Here is an 18590-nt window from a genome sequence, read left to right as displayed (position 1 = left end):
GGGGCATCGGGTGTCCCGAAAGTGGCTTTCGCGACACCCGAGGCCGACGCACGGGCGAGCGACACAACACGCCACATTGGCCTTGCCCCTCAATAACCCGAATCGCCACTCACGACCCCTTGGCAAAATCGCCCATTCGGCCACGAAACAGACATCCAGCCGGTGACAAGTGTCCGCAGTGGACACCAGTCCAGCCGGGAGGACCGTCTCTTGTGGACGGTCGAGGCCTCGATCGGCTCCTGCGGAGCGGTTCGGGCCGCGTGCCTCGAAGGCCCTGCTCGGCGGGCGACTCGATCGAGCCATATTTGCCTTGCCTCTCAATCAGAACGAGAAGGAAGTCCCGAAACCCGCAAAGTGATGTTCAGCCGCCCCACCAACCCCAGCTCGGGATCAGCCGTCCCCGGCAACACCCGCGGCACCCCGTGAAAAGCCAGCCTCGACTCCCCGCCGAACACGAACAGATCCCCCGACCGCAGATCCACGTCCGTATAGGGCCGCCCGCGATCCGACGTGTTCCCGAACCGGAAGACGCACGCGTCCCCGAGGCTCAGCGACACGACGGGCTCCAGCGAGGCCTCGTCCTTGTCCTGGTGCATCCCCATCTTCGCGGCGGAGTCGTAGAAGTTCACCAGCGCGATGTCGGGTTCATACGACGAAGATCCGTAAGCGTCAGTGACAGCCCGCCGCCCGAGATCGCCCAGCCAGCCCGGAAACGGGAGGACCGGCGAGCCGTCGTCGGTCACCTTCGAGTACCGGTACGGGTGCCAGTGCCAGCCGAGACAGACCGTCCGCACCGACATGACCCCGCCGTTCGGCAGCCGCGTCCGCCGGTAACCGCGCCAGCCGCGGCAGGTTTCGACCAGACGGCGCTGGGCGTCGAGGTCGAGCCAGTCGGGCACATGCACGGCACCGGGCGCGACTTCGGCGCGCGGGCGAGGGATCAGCGCGTCCACGGGTCGAGTCTGCCAGGGCGCGCGCCGATGATCCGGTGCCCCCGCACCAGGACACCGGCCGCGGTGAACCGTCGCAGCACCCGCTGGACGAGACGCGGGCGAGACGGGGCATCCCTGACTGTCACAGCGAAGAAACCTTCCACAACCGGCCGCGAGAAACCACCTTTCGGATTAGGCCGATCGGCGGGTTGACCACAACGCGTACACCCGGTCACCGCGCGAGTTCGACCACCGTCACCCCGGCCTGGGCCGGGACGGGATCGTTCATCGCCGCCAGCACCGCGGGGATGTCCTCGAGCCCGACCCGCTTGCCGATCATGGCTTCGAGATCGATTCCGGCGGTCTTCACCACCCGCAGCATCTCGGGGTACTCGTGCGCTTGCAGGCCGTGGACGCCGACGATCTCCAGTTCCCCGCCGATCACCCGGTGCATCGGGATCGGCGCGATGCCCTGCGCGGGCGGCATCAGCCCGGCCTGGACGTGCCGTCCCCGCTTGCGGAGGCTGCCGATCGAGGCCGCGCAGGTGCTCGGCGAGCCGAGGCAGTCGAGGGAGACGTGCGCACCGCCGCCGGTCAGTTCCCGGACCTGAAGAGCGACGGCTTCGTGATCCTCGAACGCCGACGGATCGACGACCAGCGCCGCCCCCATCCGTGAGGCCAGCTCCCTGGCCCGCGGCGACGGGTCGACGGCGACCACCGAGGCACCCGCCGCGACGGCCAGCAGGATCGCCGACACCCCGACGCCGCCACAGCCGTAGACCGCGACCCACTGACCTGGCCGGACCCCGCCTTGGCGCAGCACCGCCCGGAACGCCGTCCCGAACCGGCAGCCCAGCGCCGCCGCCTCGGCCGAGGAGAGCGAGTCCGGCAGCGCCACGAGGTTGACCTCGGCGTTTTCGAGGGCGACGTACTCGGCGAACGAGCCCCAATGGGTCGCGCCCGGCTGGAACTCGCGGTCGCAGATCTGCTGGTCGCCGGCCGCGCACCGGTCGCAGGTGCCGCACGCGCAGACGAACGGCACCGTCACCCGGTCGCCCGCCGACCAGCCGCGGACGCCCTCGCCGAGCGACGCGATCCGGCCGGCGAGTTCGTGCCCGGCGACGTGCGGCAGCGTCACCGACGCGTCGTGGCCCTGCCAGGAGTGCCAGTCGCTGCGGCACACCCCGGTCGCCTCGACGCCGATCACCACCCCGCCCGGCGGCGCGACCGGATCCGGCACCTCGCGTACCTCGGGCAGCACCCCGAACTCCTCGAAGACGACCGCCCGCACCCCTTGCTCCCTACGTTCCCGTGTCCCGGCCCCGCTGCGTCACCAGGCCCTCGCCGGGCACCGTACACCGGGCCGCACGTCCGCGTGGCGGCCCGAGAAGCCGGGAGAGGGACTCCGGCGGCACCCCGAGTATTTCTTCGAGATTCTTGAGCACCAGCAGGGATTCCGGCCGTTCGGGACGGCAACGGCCGGACTGCCAGTGGCTCAGCGTCGCGAGGCTGACCGAGCACCCCCGTCCCCTCAGCCGATATCGGATCCGATCGAGACCGAGACCCCTGGCCCTGATCGCCGCCCTGAGGGCGTCCGCGAACGGCCCGGTCTCCAGCAGCCGCCTGAGTTCACGTCCTTCCGCCACCCCCCGGTCGATGGTGTGTGTCCGCTGACCGGTCATCGTCATCGCCTTCGCACGCTCGCTTAGCCACCCGGAATAGCGCAGCCTAGGCGTGGGGGCACATGATCGGAAGGGTCTTAGATCACCGATCCGCACGGCATGTGGGTGACGTGCGCGGAATCCGAATTATGCAGGGACGTAGGGAAAATTCCCACCGCGCGCACCGTCCGATAGGTGTCCACAGTGGACACGTCAGCGCAGCGCGACCGACAGTGCCTGCGCGATCTCCTTGCCGATGGCGTGCGTCGCCGCGTCCGGCGGCGAGCCGACCTTGACCACCATCGGGCCGCCGAACGGCTGACGTTCGACGACCTCGATGCGCTCGCCGAGGCCGATCGAGTGCTCGGTCAGGTAGCGCAGGAGCTCCGGGTCGGTGTCCCAGACGCGGACGATCTCGCCGACCGCGCCGGGCGGGAGGTCGTCGAGGATGCGCATCGGCATCTCCTCGACGCTGCCGTCGGGCGCGGGGATCGGATCGCCGTGCGGGTCGCGGACCGGGTTGCCGAGCTTCGCCGCGATCCGCTCGACCAGCCTGTCCGACACCGCGTGTTCGAGCGCGTCGGCCTCGGCGTGGACCTCGTCCCAGGTGTAGCCGAGCTCGGACACCAGGTACGTCTCGATCAGCCGGTGGCGGCGGAGCACCGAACGGGCGAGCTGCCTGCCTTCGGTGGTCAGCTCGATCCCGCGGTACGGCACGTGCGCGACCAGCCCCAGCTGGGACAGCTTGGTGACCATGCCGGACGCCGAGGACGGGCTGACCTCCAGCCGTCCGGCCAGCGACGTGTTGGTGACGGCCTCGCCGCGCTCCACCAGCCCGTAGATCACCCGGACGTAGTCCTCGACCGACGACGACCTGCGGTTTGCCCCTTCACCCATGGGTGCGAGTTTACGGCTTGCCGCTCGGCCGTGACTCACCCAGCGTGCGGTCGCCAGCGGTACCGGATCCAGCCGGGGACGGGGTCGGCGCCGAGCTGGGCGTAGAACGCCTCGCCCTTCTCGTTGCCCTCCTGCATGTCCCATTCGACCCGGCCGGGGGTCCGGGCGCTCAGCTCGTCGAGCAGCTCCCGCCCGAGGCCGAACCGGCGGTGGTCCGGACGCACGAAGAGGTCGTCCAGCCAGATCCCCGGCCGCGCTTCCCAGGTGGAGAAGTTCCAGCTGCAGAAGGCGAAGCCCGCGACCTTTCCCGGATCGTCCGGCGGGGTGGCGAGCAGCACCCACGCCTTCGGGTCGGGTCCGAAGAGGAACCCCGCCATCTCCTGGCGGTCCAGCTTCAGATCGTGTTTGTCCTCGTAGACCGCGTGCTCCTCGATGAGCGCGCAGATCTCCTCGATGTCGTCCGCGACGGCGTCCCGCACCGGCATCAGTCTCAGCTCCGTTCGTAGACGAGGTCGCCGCCGACGGCGGTGGCGACGACGTGGATCGAATCCAAAGTGGACTCGTCGGTCGGGTCGGCCGAGAGGACGGCGAAGTCCGCGAGCTTGCCGATCTCCAGCGTGCCCAGGTCCTTCTCGGCGAAAGCGGCGTACGCGGAGCCGTGGGTGTACGCGCGCAGGGCTTCGACGGGCGTGAGCCGCTCATCGGGACCCAGCACGACACCGGACGCGGTCTTCCGCCGCACCATGTCGGCCAGCGCGAGCAGCGGCGCCCCTTCGACGACGGGGCGGTCCGAGCTGGCGGGGAGCACGCAGCCCGCGTCGAGCAGGCTCTTGAGCCGGTAGCACCACGGTTCGCGTTCGGGGCCGAGCGCGGCGCGCATCCCGTCGCCGATCTCGTTGACGAACCGGCCCTGCGGCGACGCGATCAGTCCCATCGAGGCCAGCCGCTTCAGCTCCTCGGGCCGCAGCACCGCGCAATGCTCGATGCGATGCCGGTGATCAGGCCGCGGGTCGGCCTTCAGCGCGGCTTCGTAGGCGTCGAGGACGACGGTGATCGCGCGGTCGCCGATGGCGTGCGTCGCGATCTGCCAGCCCGCCCGGTGCGCGGCGGCGATCGTCCTCGCGATCTCGTCCTCGGGCACCTGGAAGTAGCCGACGTTGTCCGGTTCGCCGGCGAACGGCTCGTGCATCGCGCAGGTCCGGCCGATCAGCGAACCGTCGGCGAACAGCTTCATCGCGCCGATCCGCAGCCATTCGTCGCCGAATCCGGTGCGCATCCCCAGGTCGAGCCCGTACAGCGCTGATGGCTCCTCGGCGGGAAAACGTGCCTCGGAGCGGGCACCCGCGTCGAGGTCGTGGAGCACGCTCGCCGCGACCATCACCGTGCTCCGCACCCGCAGCACCCCGCGCTCGCGCGCCAGCTGATAGGCGGCGAGTTCCGCGGGAGTCTCCCCCACGAGACCCCCGCCGATCCCGGCCTCCTGGACGCTCGTGATGCCCTCGGCCAGGTAGCGCTCGCTCGCCCGGTCCAGTCCGCGCACGACCCGCTCGACCGGCGTCGGATAGGTCAACGGCCGCAGCAGGAGCTGGGCCTGCTCGCGCAGCAGGCCGGTCGGCGAGCCGTCGCCGTCGCGGACGACGTCACCGCCCACCGGCACGTTCCCCAGGTCCAGCCGCTCCAGGACGGCGGAGTTGACCACGGTCATGTGCCCGGACGTGTGCTTGAGCCGCACGAGATGCCCGGGAGCGGCGCGGTCGAGTCCCTGCCGCGTCGGATGGCCGCCCACGAGCTTGTTCTGGTCGTAGCCGCTGCCGATGACCCAACCGCCCGGCGGGGTCTCGGCCGCGCGCCGCGCGACGGCGTCGTACACCTCGTCGACGCTGCGGCAATCCGACAGCGCGACGTCGTCGAGCGCCATGCCGAACCAGGCCATGTGGTTGTGCGCGTCGTGGAAACCGGGCACCACGACCGAGCCGCCGAGGTCGACGCGCTTCTTTGCGGAAAGCGCGGCTGCGTCGTGTCCCAACGCGACGATTCGTCCGTTCAGCGCTGCAAGCGCTACGGATTCCCCCGTGCCGGTGAGGAACCGGGCGTTCTCGTAAACCATGTCGACCCGCATGATTCGACCCTATCGATCGATCGATCGGTCGTCTAGGCTCGGCGTCATGAGCACCGTGGACTACGCACTCGACGACGGCATCGCAGTGATCTGGCTGAACCGCCCCGAACGGCTCAACGCGGTGGTCGCCGAACTGGTCGACGACCTGCTGGAGGCGCTCGACGCGGCTGCGAAGTCGGACGCGCGGGCCGTCGTGCTCGCCGGCCGGGGGCGCGCGTTCTGTGCGGGTCACGATCTCAAGGAGCCCACCCCCGAGGGTGATTCACGCCCGCGGCTCGACCGGTTACAGGACGTGACACGCCGCCTTCGCGGTCTCCGCCAGCCCGTCATCGCCGCTGTCCACGGCTACGCGATCGGCGCGGGCGCCGAGTTCGCGATGGGCTGCGACCTGATCCTCGCCGCCGACGACGCGGTCTTCGCCTTCCCCGAGGTCTCGCTCGGGCTGAGCGTCACGGGCGCCGCGTCCCGGCTGCTGCCGCTACTGGTCGGCCCGCTGAAGGCCAAGGAACTCCTGCTGCTGGGCGAACGCGTGAGCGGCGCCGAGGCGCACGACCTCGGCCTGGTCAACGCCGTCCTGCCCGCCGACGGCCTGATGGACACCGCGCTCGCCTGGGCGGCCAAGATCGCCTCCCATCCGGCGGCCGCGGCCACGATGGCCAAACGCGCCCTCGATTCCGGTATCGACAGCTCGCTCGACGCCGCGCTCGAACTGGAGGTCAGCCACGCGCTGATCACGGAGCACTCCGCCGAGGTCGCCGCGTCAGCCGAGGCCTTCCGGAGCCGGACATGACCTCGCTCGCCGGGATCGACACCCTCCTCGGGCTGACCACCAGGGCCGCCGCGCTCTGGCCGGACAAAACGGCGTGGATCTTCGACTCCACCGGCGAAAGCTTCACCTTCGCCGAAGTCGACGCGCGCAGCACGGAATTCGCCCGCGCGTTGCAGGACCTCGGCGTCCAGCCCGGCGACAGGGTCGCGGTCATGCTGCGCAACCAGCCCGAATTCCCGTTGCTGTGGCTGGCATTGGCCAAGATCGGCGGCGTGCTCGTCCCGGTCAACACCGGGTACCGCGAATTCGACGGTGCCCACGTGCTCCGGCATTCCGGCGCCCGGTTCGCCGTCGCGGGCGAAGAATTCCTGGAATTGCTGACCAGGATCGCGCCGGAAACCTCGCTGGAACGCGTGCTCACGCCGGGCGAACTCGCCGATCCCGGCGGCGCCGCCGAATTCGGCGGCGAAGGCGAACGCCCGGTCAACATCCAGTACACCTCGGGAACCACGGGCGCCCCCAAGGGCTGCGTCCTGCCGAACCGGTACTGGACGACCCTGTCCATCAGCCTGGCGACGGACTTCCCCGCGGTCGGCGCGGACGACGTCATCCTGACCGCGCAACCGTTCCACTACATCGATCCACAGTGGAACGTCGCGCTGGGGCTCGCGGGCGGCGCGACACTGGTGGTGCTCGACCGCTTCCACCCGTCGACGTTCTGGGAGAAGGTCCGCGAACACGGCGTCACCTGGTTCTACTGCCTCGGCCTGATGCCGACACTCCTGCTGCGCCAGCCGGAAAGCGAGCTGGACAAGGCCCATCAGGTCCGCGCGATCTGCGCGTCGGCCATCCCGCGCGACCTGCACGCCGCGCTCGAAGCACGCTGGGGCGCGCCGTGGTACGAGGCGTTCGGCATGACCGAGACCGGCGGCGACATCCGGATGTACCCGGCGGATCACGAGGAGACCGTCGGCACCGGCTGCCTCGGCAGGCCCGCCCCCACGCGCGAGGTGATGATCGCGGACGCGGCAGGGAAACCGCTGCCGCGCGGGGAAACCGGCGAACTCCTGATCCGCGGGGTCGGCCTGATGCACGGCTACCACGACGACGTCGAAGCGACCCGGCGCGCTTTCGACGGCGGCTGGTTCCACACCGGCGATCTGGCCACAATGGACGACCAGGGCCGCGTGTACTACGTGGGCCGCACCAAGGACATGATCCGCCGCAGCGGCGAGAACATCTCCGCCGACGAGGTCGAACGGGCGTTGCAGCTGCATCCCGCGGTCAAGCTCGCCGCCGTCGTCGCGGTGCCGGACGAGATCCGCGGCGAGGAGGTCAAGGCGTACCTCGTCCTCGGCGAAAACGAGGGCCACCGCTGCGAACCGGCCGAGCTGGCGGAGTTCTGCGCGGCGAAACTGGCCTACTTCAAGGTTCCCCGGTTCTGGGCCTTCGCGGCGGAACTGCCGATGACCCCGTCGGAACGGGTCGCCAAGGGCGAGCTGAAGAAGGCGGAAGACCTCCGCGCCGGATCTTGGGACAGGACCACCGGGACATGGCTGTGAACACCCGTGAACGGGTCCGGCAGGCGGCGGTGAAACTGTTCGCCACCAAGGGGTTCCACGGCACCGGCATCCGGGATCTGGCGCAGGAGGCGGAGCTTTCCTCCGCCAGCCTGTACCACTACATGGGCACCAAAGAGGATCTGCTGGTGGCCATCATGAACGAGTCGCTCCGGCGGCTGCTCGACGCGGCCGAGCAGGCGACCGCCGGGCTCACCGATCCCGTGTCCCGGCTCGGATCCCTGGTGGCCCTGCACGTCCTCGCGCACGCCATCCAGCCGGATGACACCCGCGTGGTGGACAACGAGGTCCACGCGCTCACCGCGGGCGCCAGGGCCGGCGTCGTCGAGCTGCGCGACGCCTACGAAAGGCTGTGGGCGGACGCCATCGAAGACGGTGTGACGGCCGGCGTCTTCCACACCGGCCAGCCTTCGGTCACCAGGCTCGCACTGGTGGAGATGTGCAGCGGGGTCGCGCGCTGGTATTCGCCGAGCGGGCCGCTCACCCTTGATCAGCTGGCCTCGCATTACGCGGAACTGGCTCTGCGCGCACTCGCCTGTGAACGTCCTCTCGACGTCGCGGCACTGCAAAACTGCCGTGAAGTGGTCTCGGGAGTGTGGCGAGTGCCCGTTTAGCGGCGACTTTAGGCTTGTACGCCTTGCTCAGACGGCTTCTCTGGGGGACGCTCGAAGGGTGACTGAGCAAACGATCCAACTCGAACTGGACGACTCGGGTCTCTCGCCGGCGTTGCCGGTGCCTTCGAACCCCCGTGATCAGGTGCAGGACGTCCCCTACCGCCCGGTGGGCTTCCGCGACGACGACCTGCCCACGGCCCTCGAACGGTGCGCGACATGGCTACGCCAGGCTCAGGAGTGGCTCGGGGAACCGGTCGATGTGCTGGCCGTCCATCTCGACTACGACGACCGCAAGGGTTCGCCCTACTACGACGTGAAGCTTCTCTGCAACGAGGAGGACCTGGCCGGGGTCCCGATCGCGATGCGGAACCAGAAGGAAGACTAGAGCCGACACAAAGGGGCCTTTCCCGGGCGGACAGCGCCGGGGAAGGCCCCTTCGTCGCTTCACCGGGTCTCAGCCCAGGGTGCCGCCGACCTTGACGTGCCCCTTCAGCAGGTTGCGCGCGATGGTCCGGCGCTGGATCTCGTCGGTGCCCTCGTAGATCCGCAGCAGCCGCAGTTCGCGGTACCACCGCTCGACCGGCAGTTCCCGCGTATAGCCCATTCCGCCGTGGATCTGCAGGACGCGGTCGACGATCTCGTTCGCCTTCACCCCGCCGTACAGCTTCGCCATCGACTGCGCGTGCCGCGAGTCCAGCTTCTGGTCGACCTGCCAGGCGGCGTGCAGCACCAGCCAGCGCAGGGCCTCCAGTTCGGTGCCGGAGTCCGCGATCATCCACTGGATGGCCTGGCGCTCGGCGATCTTCTGCCCGAACGTCTCCCGCGTGTTGGCCTGCTCGATGGCCATCGAGATCAGCCGTTCGCAGGAGCCGATCGCGCGGGCGGGCAGCAGGTAGCGGCCGGCGCCGATCCACTGCATGGCCAGGTCGAAACCGTGGCCGAGTTCACCGAGGATCTGCGTCTCGGGCACGCGGACGTCCTCGAAGACCAGCGCCGCCGGGCCCCATTCGCCCATGGTGTCGATGTATTCGGACTTCCAGCCCGCGTCGCGGTCGACGAGGAAGCAGGTGACGCCGCCGTTCGCGCCCTTCTCCGGGTCGGTGATCGCGAAGACCATCACGAAGTCGGCCTCGTTGCCGCCGGTGATGAAGGTCTTCTCGCCGTTGATGACCCAGTCGGTGCCGTCCTTGCGGGCGGAGGTCCGGATGGCCTTGGCGTCCGAGCCCGCGCCGGGTTCGGTGATCGCGAAGCACGACTTGCGTTCGCCCGAGATCGTCGGGAGCAGGTAGCGCTCCTTCTGCTCGTCGTTGGCGTAGTAGAGGATGTTGTCCGCGGCGCCGCCGAAGCGGAACGGCACGAACGTGCGGCCGAGTTCGGCCTCCAGCAGCGCGGTCATCACCGCGGAGAGGCCCATGCCGCCGTACTCCTCGGGCGTCTGCACGCCCCAGAAGCCGGATTCCTTCGCCTTGAGCTGCAGCTCGCGCAGCTCCTCACCGGTGAGCCCCGGCTGACCGGCGCGTTCGCGGCGCAGCACCTCCTGCTCACGCGGCATCAGGTCCTTCTGGACGAACGTGCGGACCCAGTCGCGCACCTCGCGTTCCTCGACGCTGAGAGAGAAATCCATGGTCAGCCCGCTCCTCTTCGGCATTGACTAAGCGCTCGCTTAGTTCAGCGTACCGCTTCGGTTGTCGTTCGCCGAGAAACTGTCATAAGTTTTCGCAACCTGTTCTCGTCTCGTTGAAGGGCACCCATGAGCACGCAGGCACCCGCGGCGAAGCGGGACCGGACCCATTACCTCTACATCGCCGTCATCGCGGCCGTCGGTCTCGGCATCGCGGTCGGCATCCTGTTCCCCGAGCTCGGCAAGGAACTCAAGCCGCTCGGGACCGGGTTCGTGAACCTGATCAAGATGATGATCTCGCCGATCATCTTCTGCACGATCGCGCTCGGCGTCGGCTCGGTGGCGAAGGCCGCGAAGGTCGGCCGCGTCGGCGGGCTCGCGATCGGCTACTTCCTGGTGATGTCGACGGTCGCGCTGGTCATCGGCCTGGTCGTCGGCAACATCCTGCAGCCGGGCACCGGGCTGCACCTGACCCCCGAGATCGCCGAAAAGGGCCAGGACCAGATCGCCAAGAGCGAGGGCACCGTCGAGTTCCTGCTCGGGATCATCCCGAAGACGCTGGTCTCGGCGTTCACCGAGGGCGAGGTGCTGCAGACGCTGCTGGTCGCGCTGCTCGCCGGGTTCGCGCTGCAGAAACTGGGCACGAAGGGCGAGCCGATCCGCCGCGGCATCGAGCACATCCAGCGGCTCGTGTTCCGGATCCTGGCGATGATCATGTGGGCGGCCCCGGTCGGCGCGTTCGGCGCGATCGCCGCCGTCGTCGGCGAGACCGGCTGGAAGGCGCTGCAGAGCCTCGCGGTGATCATGCTCGGCTTCTACATCACCTGCGGGCTGTTCGTGTTCGTGGTGCTCGGGCTGATCATCGGCGTGTTCGCCAGGGTCAACATCCTCAAGCTGCTGAAGTACCTCGGCCGCGAGTTCCTGCTGATCCTCTCGACGTCGTCCTCGGAGTCGGCGCTGCCGCGGCTGATCGCGAAGATGGAGCACGCCGGCGTCTCCAAACCCGTCGTCGGCATCACCGTGCCGACCGGGTACTCGTTCAACCTCGACGGCACCGCGATCTACCTGACGATGGCGTCCATCTTCATCGCGGACGCGCTCGACAAACCGCTGACCATCGGCGAACAGATCTCGTTGCTGGTGTTCATGATCATCGCGTCGAAGGGTGCCGCCGGGGTCACCGGCGCGGGGCTCGCGACGCTGGCGGGCGGGCTGTCCTCGCACCGGCCGGAGCTGGTCGACGGCGTCGGGTTCATCGTCGGCATCGACCGGTTCATGTCCGAGGCCCGCGCGCTGACGAACTTCGCGGGCAACGCCGTCGCGACCATCCTGATCGGCACCTGGACCAACGAGATCGACCGAGAGCAGCTGGACCGGACGCTGAACGGCGAGTCGCCGTTCGACGAGGCGACGCTGCTCGACGAAAACTCGAGTGATGCCAGTGCCGAGTCGGGTAAAAAGGAGACGTGATCGAATGTGCGGTCCGCTGGTCCCCGCCCCTGCCCGCTGAACCCCGGTTCCTGGCCCTGCTCGACGAACTCGAACAGGGCCGGTACGAGAACTACCGTCAGGACATCGACAAACGCCGGTTCCTGACCGGCCGGGTGCTGGCCAAGTCCGTCGCCGCCGAGCGGCTCGGCCTGGCCGTCGAGGACGTGAAGTTCGACGCGACCTGCGAAGACTGCGGCAAGCCGCACGGCCGCCCCCGGGTCCCGGACGCGCCGCTGATGCTGTCGATCTCGCATTCCGGCGACCTCATCGGCGTCGCGGCCACCGCGGGGACCGCGGTCGGCCTCGACGTCGAGACGGCCACCAGGCGGGCCGAGGACTCACTCATGGAGTACGCGCTGACCCCGACCGAGCAGGCCGCGATCTCCGGTCTGCTCGAAGCGGACCGCGCGACGGCGTTCTTCACGTACTGGACGCGCAAGGAAGCCGTCATGAAGGCCACCGGGAAGGGCCTCAAGATCCCGCTGCAGAGCATCACGTTCTCCGGGTACGACGAGGAGGCGCGGCTGGTCCGGTCGAGCCACGCCGCGCTCGACCCGGCGCGGACCCGGCTCGCGGACCTGAAGGCGGCCGAGGGCTACCGGGCCGCGGTCGCGCTGATCACGTCGGACGACATCTCGGTCACCGAAGACTTCGTGACCCTCTAGATCTCCAGGCCCATGGCGGCCAGCAGGGTGCGGAACTTCGCCGACGTCTCGTCCAATTCGGTCCGGGGGTCGGACGCGGGCACGATGCCGCCGCCGGCGTACAGCCGCATGGAGGTGTCGGCGATCTCAGCGCACCGGATCCCGACGGCCCATTCGCCGTCTCCGGCCGCGTCGACCCAGCCGACGGCGCCTGCGTAGTACGCACGGTCGAACGGCTCCAGCTCCTGGACCAGGGCGCGCGCGGCGTCGGTCGGCGTTCCGCAGATCGCCGGGGTCGGGTGCAACGCGGCGGCGAGGTCCAGCGCGGTGACGTCCTGGTCGATCAGCTCACCGGTGACCGTGGTCGAGAGATGCCAGATCGCCGGCGTCGAGACCAGTCCGGGGCCGCGCACGTCGAGCGTGCGGCAGAACGGCCGCAGGATCTCGACGACGGACTCCACCACCACGGCGTGTTCGACATGGTCCTTTTCGGACGCCAGCAGTGCCTCACCATTCGCCTTGTCGATCGCCGGGTCCGCCGACCGGGGCATCGACCCGGCGTGCGGCCGGGACAGCACGGCGCCGCCGGTGCGGGACAGCAGGAGTTCGGGGGTGGCGCCGACCAGGGTGCGCCCGCCGGGGAGCTGCGCGGCGTAGGTGGTGTGCCGGGGGTTCCCGTTCGCCAGGTTCCGGACGACGTCCGCGACCGGGACGGCGTCCGCGAAATCGAGGTCGAGCGCGCGGGCAAGGACGACTTTGCGCAGGTCGCGGTCGCTCAGCGCCGCGACGGCCGCGCGGACGGCGGCGAGATGCGCCTCCGGTTCGGGCACGGAAGTGACCTTGACCGGCTGAGGGAGGGCGGTGCGCGACGGGACGGCCCCGCGACCGGAAGACGCGCGGTGCACCGTGCGGGGCAGGACCAGATGACCCGGCGTCGAGGTGCCGTCGCTGGTGTCGAAGGGCAGGACTCCGACCGCGATCGGAGCGCCCGAGTCGGTGAACAGCCCGGGGAGCGCCCGGGACAGCCGCGCCGGATCGGTGTCGGTCGCGGTGGCCGCGGTGCCGCTCGCGAGGAGCGCGTGCCGGGCCGTGGCCAGGAGGAAGTCGCCCCGCACGTAGCGGGCGGCCAGGTCTGCCGGGGTCGCCGGTGCGGTACTGGTCGTCACCCCACCAGCGTCCCAGGCTCCGGCTGAGACCAGGGGAAAGTGTTGCCCGGGCAACAGCCTCTCAGGCAACACCTTCCCCTGGACAGCCCGTGACCTGGGCTGAAGCGTTACTTCAGCGCCTCGAGGAGGGCCTCGCGCTGCCGCTCACCCAGGCCGGCGGCACGCCGGTCGGGGTCGATCCCGGCCTGCTCCAGCAGGGCGGCGACCTTGACCGCGCCCAGGCCGGGCACGGCCTTCAGCAGCTGCGTGACCTTCGTCTTGCCGATGGTCTTGTTCTCCTTGGCCTGCTTGAGCACCTTGTCGATGCTCTCCTTGCCGGACTTGATCGACGCAAGCAGCTCGGAGCGCGCTTTGCGAGCCTCAGCCGCCTTGGCGAGGGCATCGGCGCGCTGCTCCGGAGTCAACGTGGGCAGAGCCAACGTAGTAGTCCTTTCATCTCAGGTCTCCGCTTTCGCGGCCGACGGCCTTTAACCATGCTTGCAAGAGCAAGCGCTGGCCAGCCGTCTCTGTACCACGGCTCCAGTAAACGCCACCCGTTCCCCGGCCGTGAAACCGACACGCACTTATTACCCCTCGACCACGCCACGGGCAACCCGCCTCAGCCTGCGGAAACACGCCGTTCGGGCGGCGATTCGATGGCGTTCATCACCCTTATGAGCGATGTCATCACTTCGCACTGTTAGCCATTTTTCGTTTCATGGTAGGAAAAATACGAATTATTGATGATCTTGACCCGAACCGGCGAACACCCGTTAGCGCGACACTGTGACCGAACGGTTGCCTGCGACGTTACTGACCAGTTCACCCGCATTAGAGTCGGCCCAACCCCAGTTCACCGGAGAACGAGCACCACGGGAGTACGCGATGTTGAGCACGATGCAGGACGGACAGCTGTCGCTGGGCAGGCTGCTCCGCCACGGCACCAAGGTGCACTCCGAGAGCGAAGTCATCACCTGGACCGGTTCAGAAGCCCGCCGCGAGACCTACGGTGAGCTCGGCGAACACGCCGCCAAGCTCGCGAACGCGCTCCGGAGCCTCGGCGTCACCGGCGATCAGCGCGTCGGCACGTTCATGTGGAACAACGCCGAGCACATGGCCGCGTACCTGGCCATCCCCGCGATGGGCGCGGTACTGCACACGCTGAACATCCGGCTGTTCCCGGAGCAGCTGGTCTTCGTCGCCAACCACGCCGAGGACCAGGTCGTCATCGTCGACGGCACGCTGATCCCGCTGCTGGCCAAGCAGCTGCCCGAGCTGAAGACCGTGCGTCACGTCATCGTGGCCAACGGCGACGCCTCCGCGCTCCCGGCGCCCGACGGCGTCCAGGTGCACTCCTACGACGAGCTGCTGGCCGGCCAGCCGGGCACCTTCGACTGGCCCGAGGTGGACGAGCGTTCGGCCGCCGCGATGTGTTACACCTCGGGCACCACGGGTGACCCCAAGGGCGTCGCGTACTCCCACCGGTCGATCTGGCTGCACTCCATGCAGGTCACGATGACCGACAGCATGCGGCTGGCGCAGCACGACAAGGCGCTCGCGATCGTCCCGATGTTCCACGCGATGGCCTGGGGCATGCCGTACGCCGCGCTGATGGTCGGCGCGTCGCTGCTCATGCCGGACCGCTTCCTCCAGCCCGCCCCCATCGCCCAGATGCTCGACGCCGAGAAGCCGACCTTCGCCGGCGCCGTCCCGACGATCTGGCAGGGCCTGCTGTCGCACCTCGACGCGAACCCGCAGGACATCTCGCATCTGCGCGAGGTCGTCGTCGGCGGCTCGGCCGCGCCGCCGTCGCTGATGCACGCGTTCGAGGACCGCTACGACGTGCCGATCCTGCACGCCTGGGGCATGACCGAGACGTCGCCGCTGGGCAGCGTCGCGCGTCCTCCCGCGGCCGCGACCGGCGAGAAGGCGTGGGAGTACCGCTACACCCAGGGCCGGTTCCCGGCGTCGGTCAGCGCCCGCCTGATCGGCGACAACGGCGAGGAACTGCCGTGGGACAACGAAAGCGTCGGCGAACTCGAAGTGCAGGGGCCGTGGATCGCGGCGTCGTACTACAGCGGCACGAGTGGTGACGAACCCGATCCGGAGAAGTTCCACGACGGCTGGCTGCGCACCGGCGACGTCGGCAAGATCAGCCCGGACGGCTACCTCACGCTGACCGACCGCGCGAAGGACGTCATCAAATCCGGCGGCGAGTGGATCTCCTCGGTGGACCTGGAGAACCAGGTGATGGCCCACCCCGCGGTGGCCGAGGCGGCCGTGGTCGGCATCCCCGACGAGAAGTGGGACGAGCGCCCGCTGGTCGCCGTCGTGCTCCGGGAAGGCCAGAGCGTCACGGCCGAGGAACTGCGCGAGTTCTTGTCCGGCAAGGTCGCGAAGTGGCAGCTCCCGGAGAACTGGACCTTCGTGGACGAAGTGCCGAAGACCAGCGTCGGCAAGTTCGACAAGAAGCGGCTTCGGGCGTTCCACTCCGAAGGCAAACTCGACATCAGTCAGCTCTAACGGGTTAATCTCCCGCGCGCCTGCCCTTCCGTGAAGGCCATCTTGAGGGACCCTGTCCCCGGAGATGGCCTTCACGGCGTTCGGCGAAGGGTTTGTTGGTGCGTAAGACAAGCAGGCGCGCGTTCCTGGCTCTGGCGGGGACGACGGCGCTCTCCTCGCTCTCCGCCTGCGGGTCGAACAGTGTCCAAACAGGAAGCCCGCCCCCGTCGACGGCCTACTCCGCCGGGATGACCCGGCCGAAACCGAAGCCGGTGGACCTCGCGCAGTGGTACCACCCGTATCCCGAACCCGGTGTCCAGGAAGCCGTCACGCGCTACGCGGCCGCGTACCAGAAGTCCAAGGTCGCGGTGCAGTGGAATCCCGACGACTACGAGACGAAACTGAACGCCGCGCTGACGGCGGGCCCGGTTCCGGACGTCTTTGAAGGCCGGGTCACCGTCGACCGCGTCCGGCAAAACCTCCTCGTCCCGCTCGACGACGTCGTCGGGCCCGCGCGCGGCGATTTCAACGCCTCGGTGCTCACCGCGCAAACCGTCGACGGCAAGATCTACGGCGTCCCGCAGGCGCTCGACACCCAAGTTCTCTTCTACCGCAAGAGTTTCCTTCAAGAGGCCGGAGTGCGGCCGCCGCAGACGCTCGACGAACTCGTCGACGCGGCGAAGAAACTCTCCAAGGACGGCGTCAAAGGGCTGTTCGCCGGCAACGACGCGGGCGCGGCGGCGCTCGCCGGGCCGCTGCTGTGGTCGGCCGGGCTCGACTACGTCAAGGACGGCAAATCCGTCGGCTTCGACGATCCGCGTGCCGCCACGGCGTTCGCGAAACTCCACGAGCTCAACGGTTCGCTGCTGCTCGGCGCTTCGACGGACTGGCCGGACCCGATCCCGTTCATCGACGGGCTCGCCGCCATGCAGTGGACCTGGCTGTGGAACCTGCCGAAGATCCAGGACACCGTGAAGGACGACTTCGGCGTCCTGGCCTTCCCCCGGCTCGACGAGTCGGGCGCGCCGTCGGTCCCCGTCGACGGCCTGAGCGCGATGGTGCATTCCAAGAGCCTGAACCCCAACGCGGCCAAGGACTTCGTCAAGTGGCTGTGGCTGGAGCGCACCGATTTCCAGCAGGAGTTCGCCACCAGGTTCGGTTTCCACCTGCCCGCGCGGCTGAGCGTGCTGGACAAGGTCGCCGCGGCGGGCGACGCCGCGAAGCTGGTCAAGGAGAACGGCCGCGCCGCCGGTCCACTGTGGACGCCGACGGCGAACACCGCGCTCGTCGACGCGCTGGGCCGCATCGCCCGCGACGGCGCCGACCCGGCCGCCGAGACGAAGAAGGCCGTCGAGGCCGTCAAAGCCGAACTGGGCCGCCTGTCCGCGTGAGCCGCCGCGAGCGGACGTACGCGACGATCAGCACGATCGCCAGGATCAGCGCACCCCCGTCGGTGACCAGCGACGGAAGCACCCCCGCCCAACCGTGTTCGTCGATCGCGGCCCGGTGCACCTCGAACGGCACGACGAACACGCCGAACGCCTGACCGACGTTGACCGCGAGCACCGGCCAGAAGAGCGGGCGCCAGCGGAACCAGACCAGCAGTCCGAGCGCGTTGCCGACGATGAAGACGTTCCCCACCAGCCGCAACGCACTGAGGTAGGAGGGCGCGTCGGCGGTGTCCGCGCCCTTGAGCCGCATGCTCGCTTCGATCAGGTCCAGATCGATGATCACATAGTTCTGCACCGCCGTCCCGATCACGAAAACGATCGAGCACAGCACCGTGACCAGGCGGATCCTCGGTGTCCAGAGCATCACTTCCCCCGTTCTCTATCAGTGATAGAGACGAATCTATCACTGATAGAGTCCGCGGGTGGCACGCAAAGGCTCGCTGGACCTCGCCAAGATCACCGAGGCCGCCGTCGAACTGCTCGACGAGACCGGTCTCGCGGAGCTGAGCACCCGGCGTCTCGCGGCGAAGCTCGGCGTCAGCTCACCGACGTTGTACTGGCACGTGAAGGACAAGGCGGAGCTGCTGGACCTCGTCGCCGAGGCGATCTGCGCCGACGCCTTCGAGATCGACAGCTCGCTGCCCTGGCGTGAACAGCTCGCGAGCGGGCTTCGCCAGTTCCGGGCCCTGCTGCTGCGCCACCGGGACGCGGCCGCGCTGGTGCGGGAACGACCGCCGACCGGGCCGCACCGGCTGGGCCACATCGAAACGACCGCGCGGATCCTGCTGAAGGCGGGGTTCTCGGAAGAGGACACCGCGGGTGTCTCGCGACTGCTCACCGCGCACGTGCTCGCCTCGGCGGAGTCCTTCTCCGCGCGGAAGCCGGACGAAGCGTTCCTCGAACGGCTCGCGACCTACCCCCACGTGAGCAGGCTCGGCCCGGCCTTCGCGGCGCAGAGCGGCGAAGACCTGTTCGAACTGGGCGTCGAGGTGATCCTGGACGGCCTCGAAGCCCGCACAAAGGGCCCGAACAAGAGCGCCGGCACCGCGTCGGTCGAGGTGGTCGTGAGTGGGGGGGGGGGGGTGGTAGACCAAAACCCCAAGAACGCGAGAGAAAACAAAAGAAAAAAAAACAAAAAAAAAATAAAAAATGATTTGGGGTATT

At 68.9% G+C, this 18590-nt stretch carries 20 protein-coding genes; 9 read left to right on the top strand and 11 right to left on the bottom strand.

Annotated features, from left to right (window positions below; genetic code table 11):
* Positions 1-317 precede the first annotated feature (317 nt).
* The 7 genes from AB0N89_RS39225 to AB0N89_RS39195 form a co-directional block, all read right to left on the bottom strand.
* Complete coding sequence (locus AB0N89_RS39225) at positions 318-953, bottom strand: alpha-ketoglutarate-dependent dioxygenase AlkB (RefSeq protein WP_364216195.1); 636 nt, start codon at positions 951-953, stop codon at positions 318-320.
* Positions 941-1078 (bottom strand): hypothetical protein, encoded by a 138-nt coding sequence (locus tag AB0N89_RS39220; protein WP_364216192.1) that lies wholly within the window; start codon positions 1076-1078, stop codon positions 941-943. The genes AB0N89_RS39225 and AB0N89_RS39220 overlap by 13 nt, the downstream gene beginning before the upstream one ends.
* An 86-nt stretch (positions 1079-1164) precedes the next feature.
* A complete protein-coding gene (locus AB0N89_RS39215) occupies positions 1165-2223 on the bottom strand; it encodes a zinc-dependent alcohol dehydrogenase family protein (protein WP_364216189.1) in 1059 nt (352 codons plus the stop codon).
* A gap of 10 nt (positions 2224-2233) precedes the next feature.
* The gene (locus AB0N89_RS39210) at positions 2234-2620 is read right to left on the bottom strand and encodes a hypothetical protein (protein ID WP_005155949.1); all 387 of its coding nucleotides are present in this window, start codon (positions 2618-2620) and stop codon (positions 2234-2236) included.
* A gap of 186 nt (positions 2621-2806) precedes the next feature.
* Entirely contained in the window at positions 2807-3490 is a 684-nt protein-coding gene (locus tag AB0N89_RS39205) for a metal-dependent transcriptional regulator (protein ID WP_020631721.1), read from the bottom strand.
* Positions 3491-3525: 35 nt separating this feature from the next.
* Positions 3526-3975 carry a GNAT family N-acetyltransferase gene (locus tag AB0N89_RS39200; protein ID WP_364216185.1) on the bottom strand — a complete coding sequence of 150 codons (450 nt, stop codon included), beginning with the start codon at positions 3973-3975 and terminating at the stop codon, positions 3526-3528.
* Between the two features lie 5 nt (positions 3976-3980).
* Positions 3981-5609, bottom strand: coding sequence for an amidohydrolase (locus AB0N89_RS39195; RefSeq protein ID WP_364216182.1), 1629 nt, complete (start codon positions 5607-5609; stop codon positions 3981-3983).
* Between the two features lie 46 nt (positions 5610-5655).
* Between AB0N89_RS39195 and AB0N89_RS39190 the strand changes: the two genes are divergently transcribed.
* From AB0N89_RS39190 to AB0N89_RS39175, 4 genes are read left to right on the top strand one after another with little or no spacing between them, the layout of a single operon-like run.
* Positions 5656-6399 carry an enoyl-CoA hydratase/isomerase family protein gene (locus AB0N89_RS39190; RefSeq protein ID WP_364216179.1) on the top strand — a complete coding sequence of 248 codons (744 nt, stop codon included), beginning with the start codon at positions 5656-5658 and terminating at the stop codon, positions 6397-6399.
* Entirely contained in the window at positions 6396-7940 is a 1545-nt protein-coding gene (locus tag AB0N89_RS39185) for an AMP-binding protein (protein ID WP_364216176.1), read from the top strand. Before AB0N89_RS39190 ends, AB0N89_RS39185 begins: the two co-directional genes overlap by 4 nt.
* The gene (locus AB0N89_RS39180; protein ID WP_364216173.1) at positions 7931-8572 is read left to right on the top strand and encodes a TetR/AcrR family transcriptional regulator; all 642 of its coding nucleotides are present in this window, start codon (positions 7931-7933) and stop codon (positions 8570-8572) included. The genes AB0N89_RS39185 and AB0N89_RS39180 overlap by 10 nt, the downstream gene beginning before the upstream one ends.
* A gap of 58 nt (positions 8573-8630) precedes the next feature.
* Positions 8631-8957, top strand: a complete 327-nt coding sequence (locus tag AB0N89_RS39175; RefSeq protein WP_005155958.1) for a hypothetical protein — start codon at positions 8631-8633, stop codon at positions 8955-8957.
* Positions 8958-9026: 69 nt separating this feature from the next.
* Here AB0N89_RS39175 and AB0N89_RS39170 read toward each other — a convergent pair whose 3' ends face one another.
* On the bottom strand, positions 9027-10196 hold the full coding sequence (locus AB0N89_RS39170; RefSeq protein ID WP_364216163.1) for an acyl-CoA dehydrogenase family protein: 1170 nt from the start codon (positions 10194-10196) through the stop codon (positions 9027-9029).
* Positions 10197-10322: 126 nt separating this feature from the next.
* Here AB0N89_RS39170 and AB0N89_RS39165 point away from each other — a divergent pair, with 126 nt between their 5' ends.
* Positions 10323-11663: a cation:dicarboxylase symporter family transporter gene (locus tag AB0N89_RS39165; RefSeq protein WP_364216160.1), complete on the top strand. Its 1341-nt coding sequence runs from the start codon at positions 10323-10325 to the stop codon at positions 11661-11663.
* Entirely contained in the window at positions 11660-12349 is a 690-nt protein-coding gene (locus tag AB0N89_RS39160; protein ID WP_364216157.1) for a 4'-phosphopantetheinyl transferase superfamily protein, read from the top strand. The genes AB0N89_RS39165 and AB0N89_RS39160 overlap by 4 nt, the downstream gene beginning before the upstream one ends.
* Here the strand turns inward: AB0N89_RS39160 and AB0N89_RS39155 are convergent.
* Positions 12346-13494 carry an isochorismate synthase gene (locus AB0N89_RS39155; RefSeq protein ID WP_364216154.1) on the bottom strand — a complete coding sequence of 383 codons (1149 nt, stop codon included), beginning with the start codon at positions 13492-13494 and terminating at the stop codon, positions 12346-12348. The two genes, AB0N89_RS39160 and AB0N89_RS39155, sit on opposite strands and share 4 nt — an antisense overlap.
* 107 nt (positions 13495-13601) lie before the next feature.
* Positions 13602-13913 carry an integration host factor, actinobacterial type gene (mihF, locus tag AB0N89_RS39150; RefSeq protein WP_005155963.1) on the bottom strand — a complete coding sequence of 104 codons (312 nt, stop codon included), beginning with the start codon at positions 13911-13913 and terminating at the stop codon, positions 13602-13604.
* Positions 13914-14358: 445 nt separating this feature from the next.
* Here mihF and AB0N89_RS39145 point away from each other — a divergent pair, with 445 nt between their 5' ends.
* Both AB0N89_RS39145 and AB0N89_RS39140 read left to right on the top strand, forming a co-directional pair.
* Entirely contained in the window at positions 14359-15996 is a 1638-nt protein-coding gene (locus AB0N89_RS39145; protein WP_364216151.1) for a long-chain fatty acid--CoA ligase, read from the top strand.
* 98 nt (positions 15997-16094) lie between these two features.
* On the top strand, positions 16095-17366 hold the full coding sequence (locus tag AB0N89_RS39140; protein WP_364216148.1) for an extracellular solute-binding protein: 1272 nt from the start codon (positions 16095-16097) through the stop codon (positions 17364-17366).
* Here AB0N89_RS39140 and AB0N89_RS39135 read toward each other — a convergent pair.
* Positions 17335-17790 carry a hypothetical protein gene (locus AB0N89_RS39135; protein ID WP_364216145.1) on the bottom strand — a complete coding sequence of 152 codons (456 nt, stop codon included), beginning with the start codon at positions 17788-17790 and terminating at the stop codon, positions 17335-17337. The genes AB0N89_RS39140 and AB0N89_RS39135 overlap by 32 nt on opposite strands.
* A 58-nt stretch (positions 17791-17848) precedes the next feature.
* On the opposite strand from AB0N89_RS39135, the gene AB0N89_RS39130 reads away from it, so the two are divergent.
* On the top strand, positions 17849-18590 hold a 742-nt coding region (locus AB0N89_RS39130), incomplete at its 3' end, for a TetR/AcrR family transcriptional regulator C-terminal domain-containing protein (protein ID WP_364216142.1).

It is taken from the genome of Amycolatopsis sp. NPDC089917 (assembly GCF_040684635.1).
Classification (GTDB): domain Bacteria; phylum Actinomycetota; class Actinomycetes; order Mycobacteriales; family Pseudonocardiaceae; genus Amycolatopsis.
This window is presented reverse-complemented; position numbering and strand designations above follow the sequence as displayed.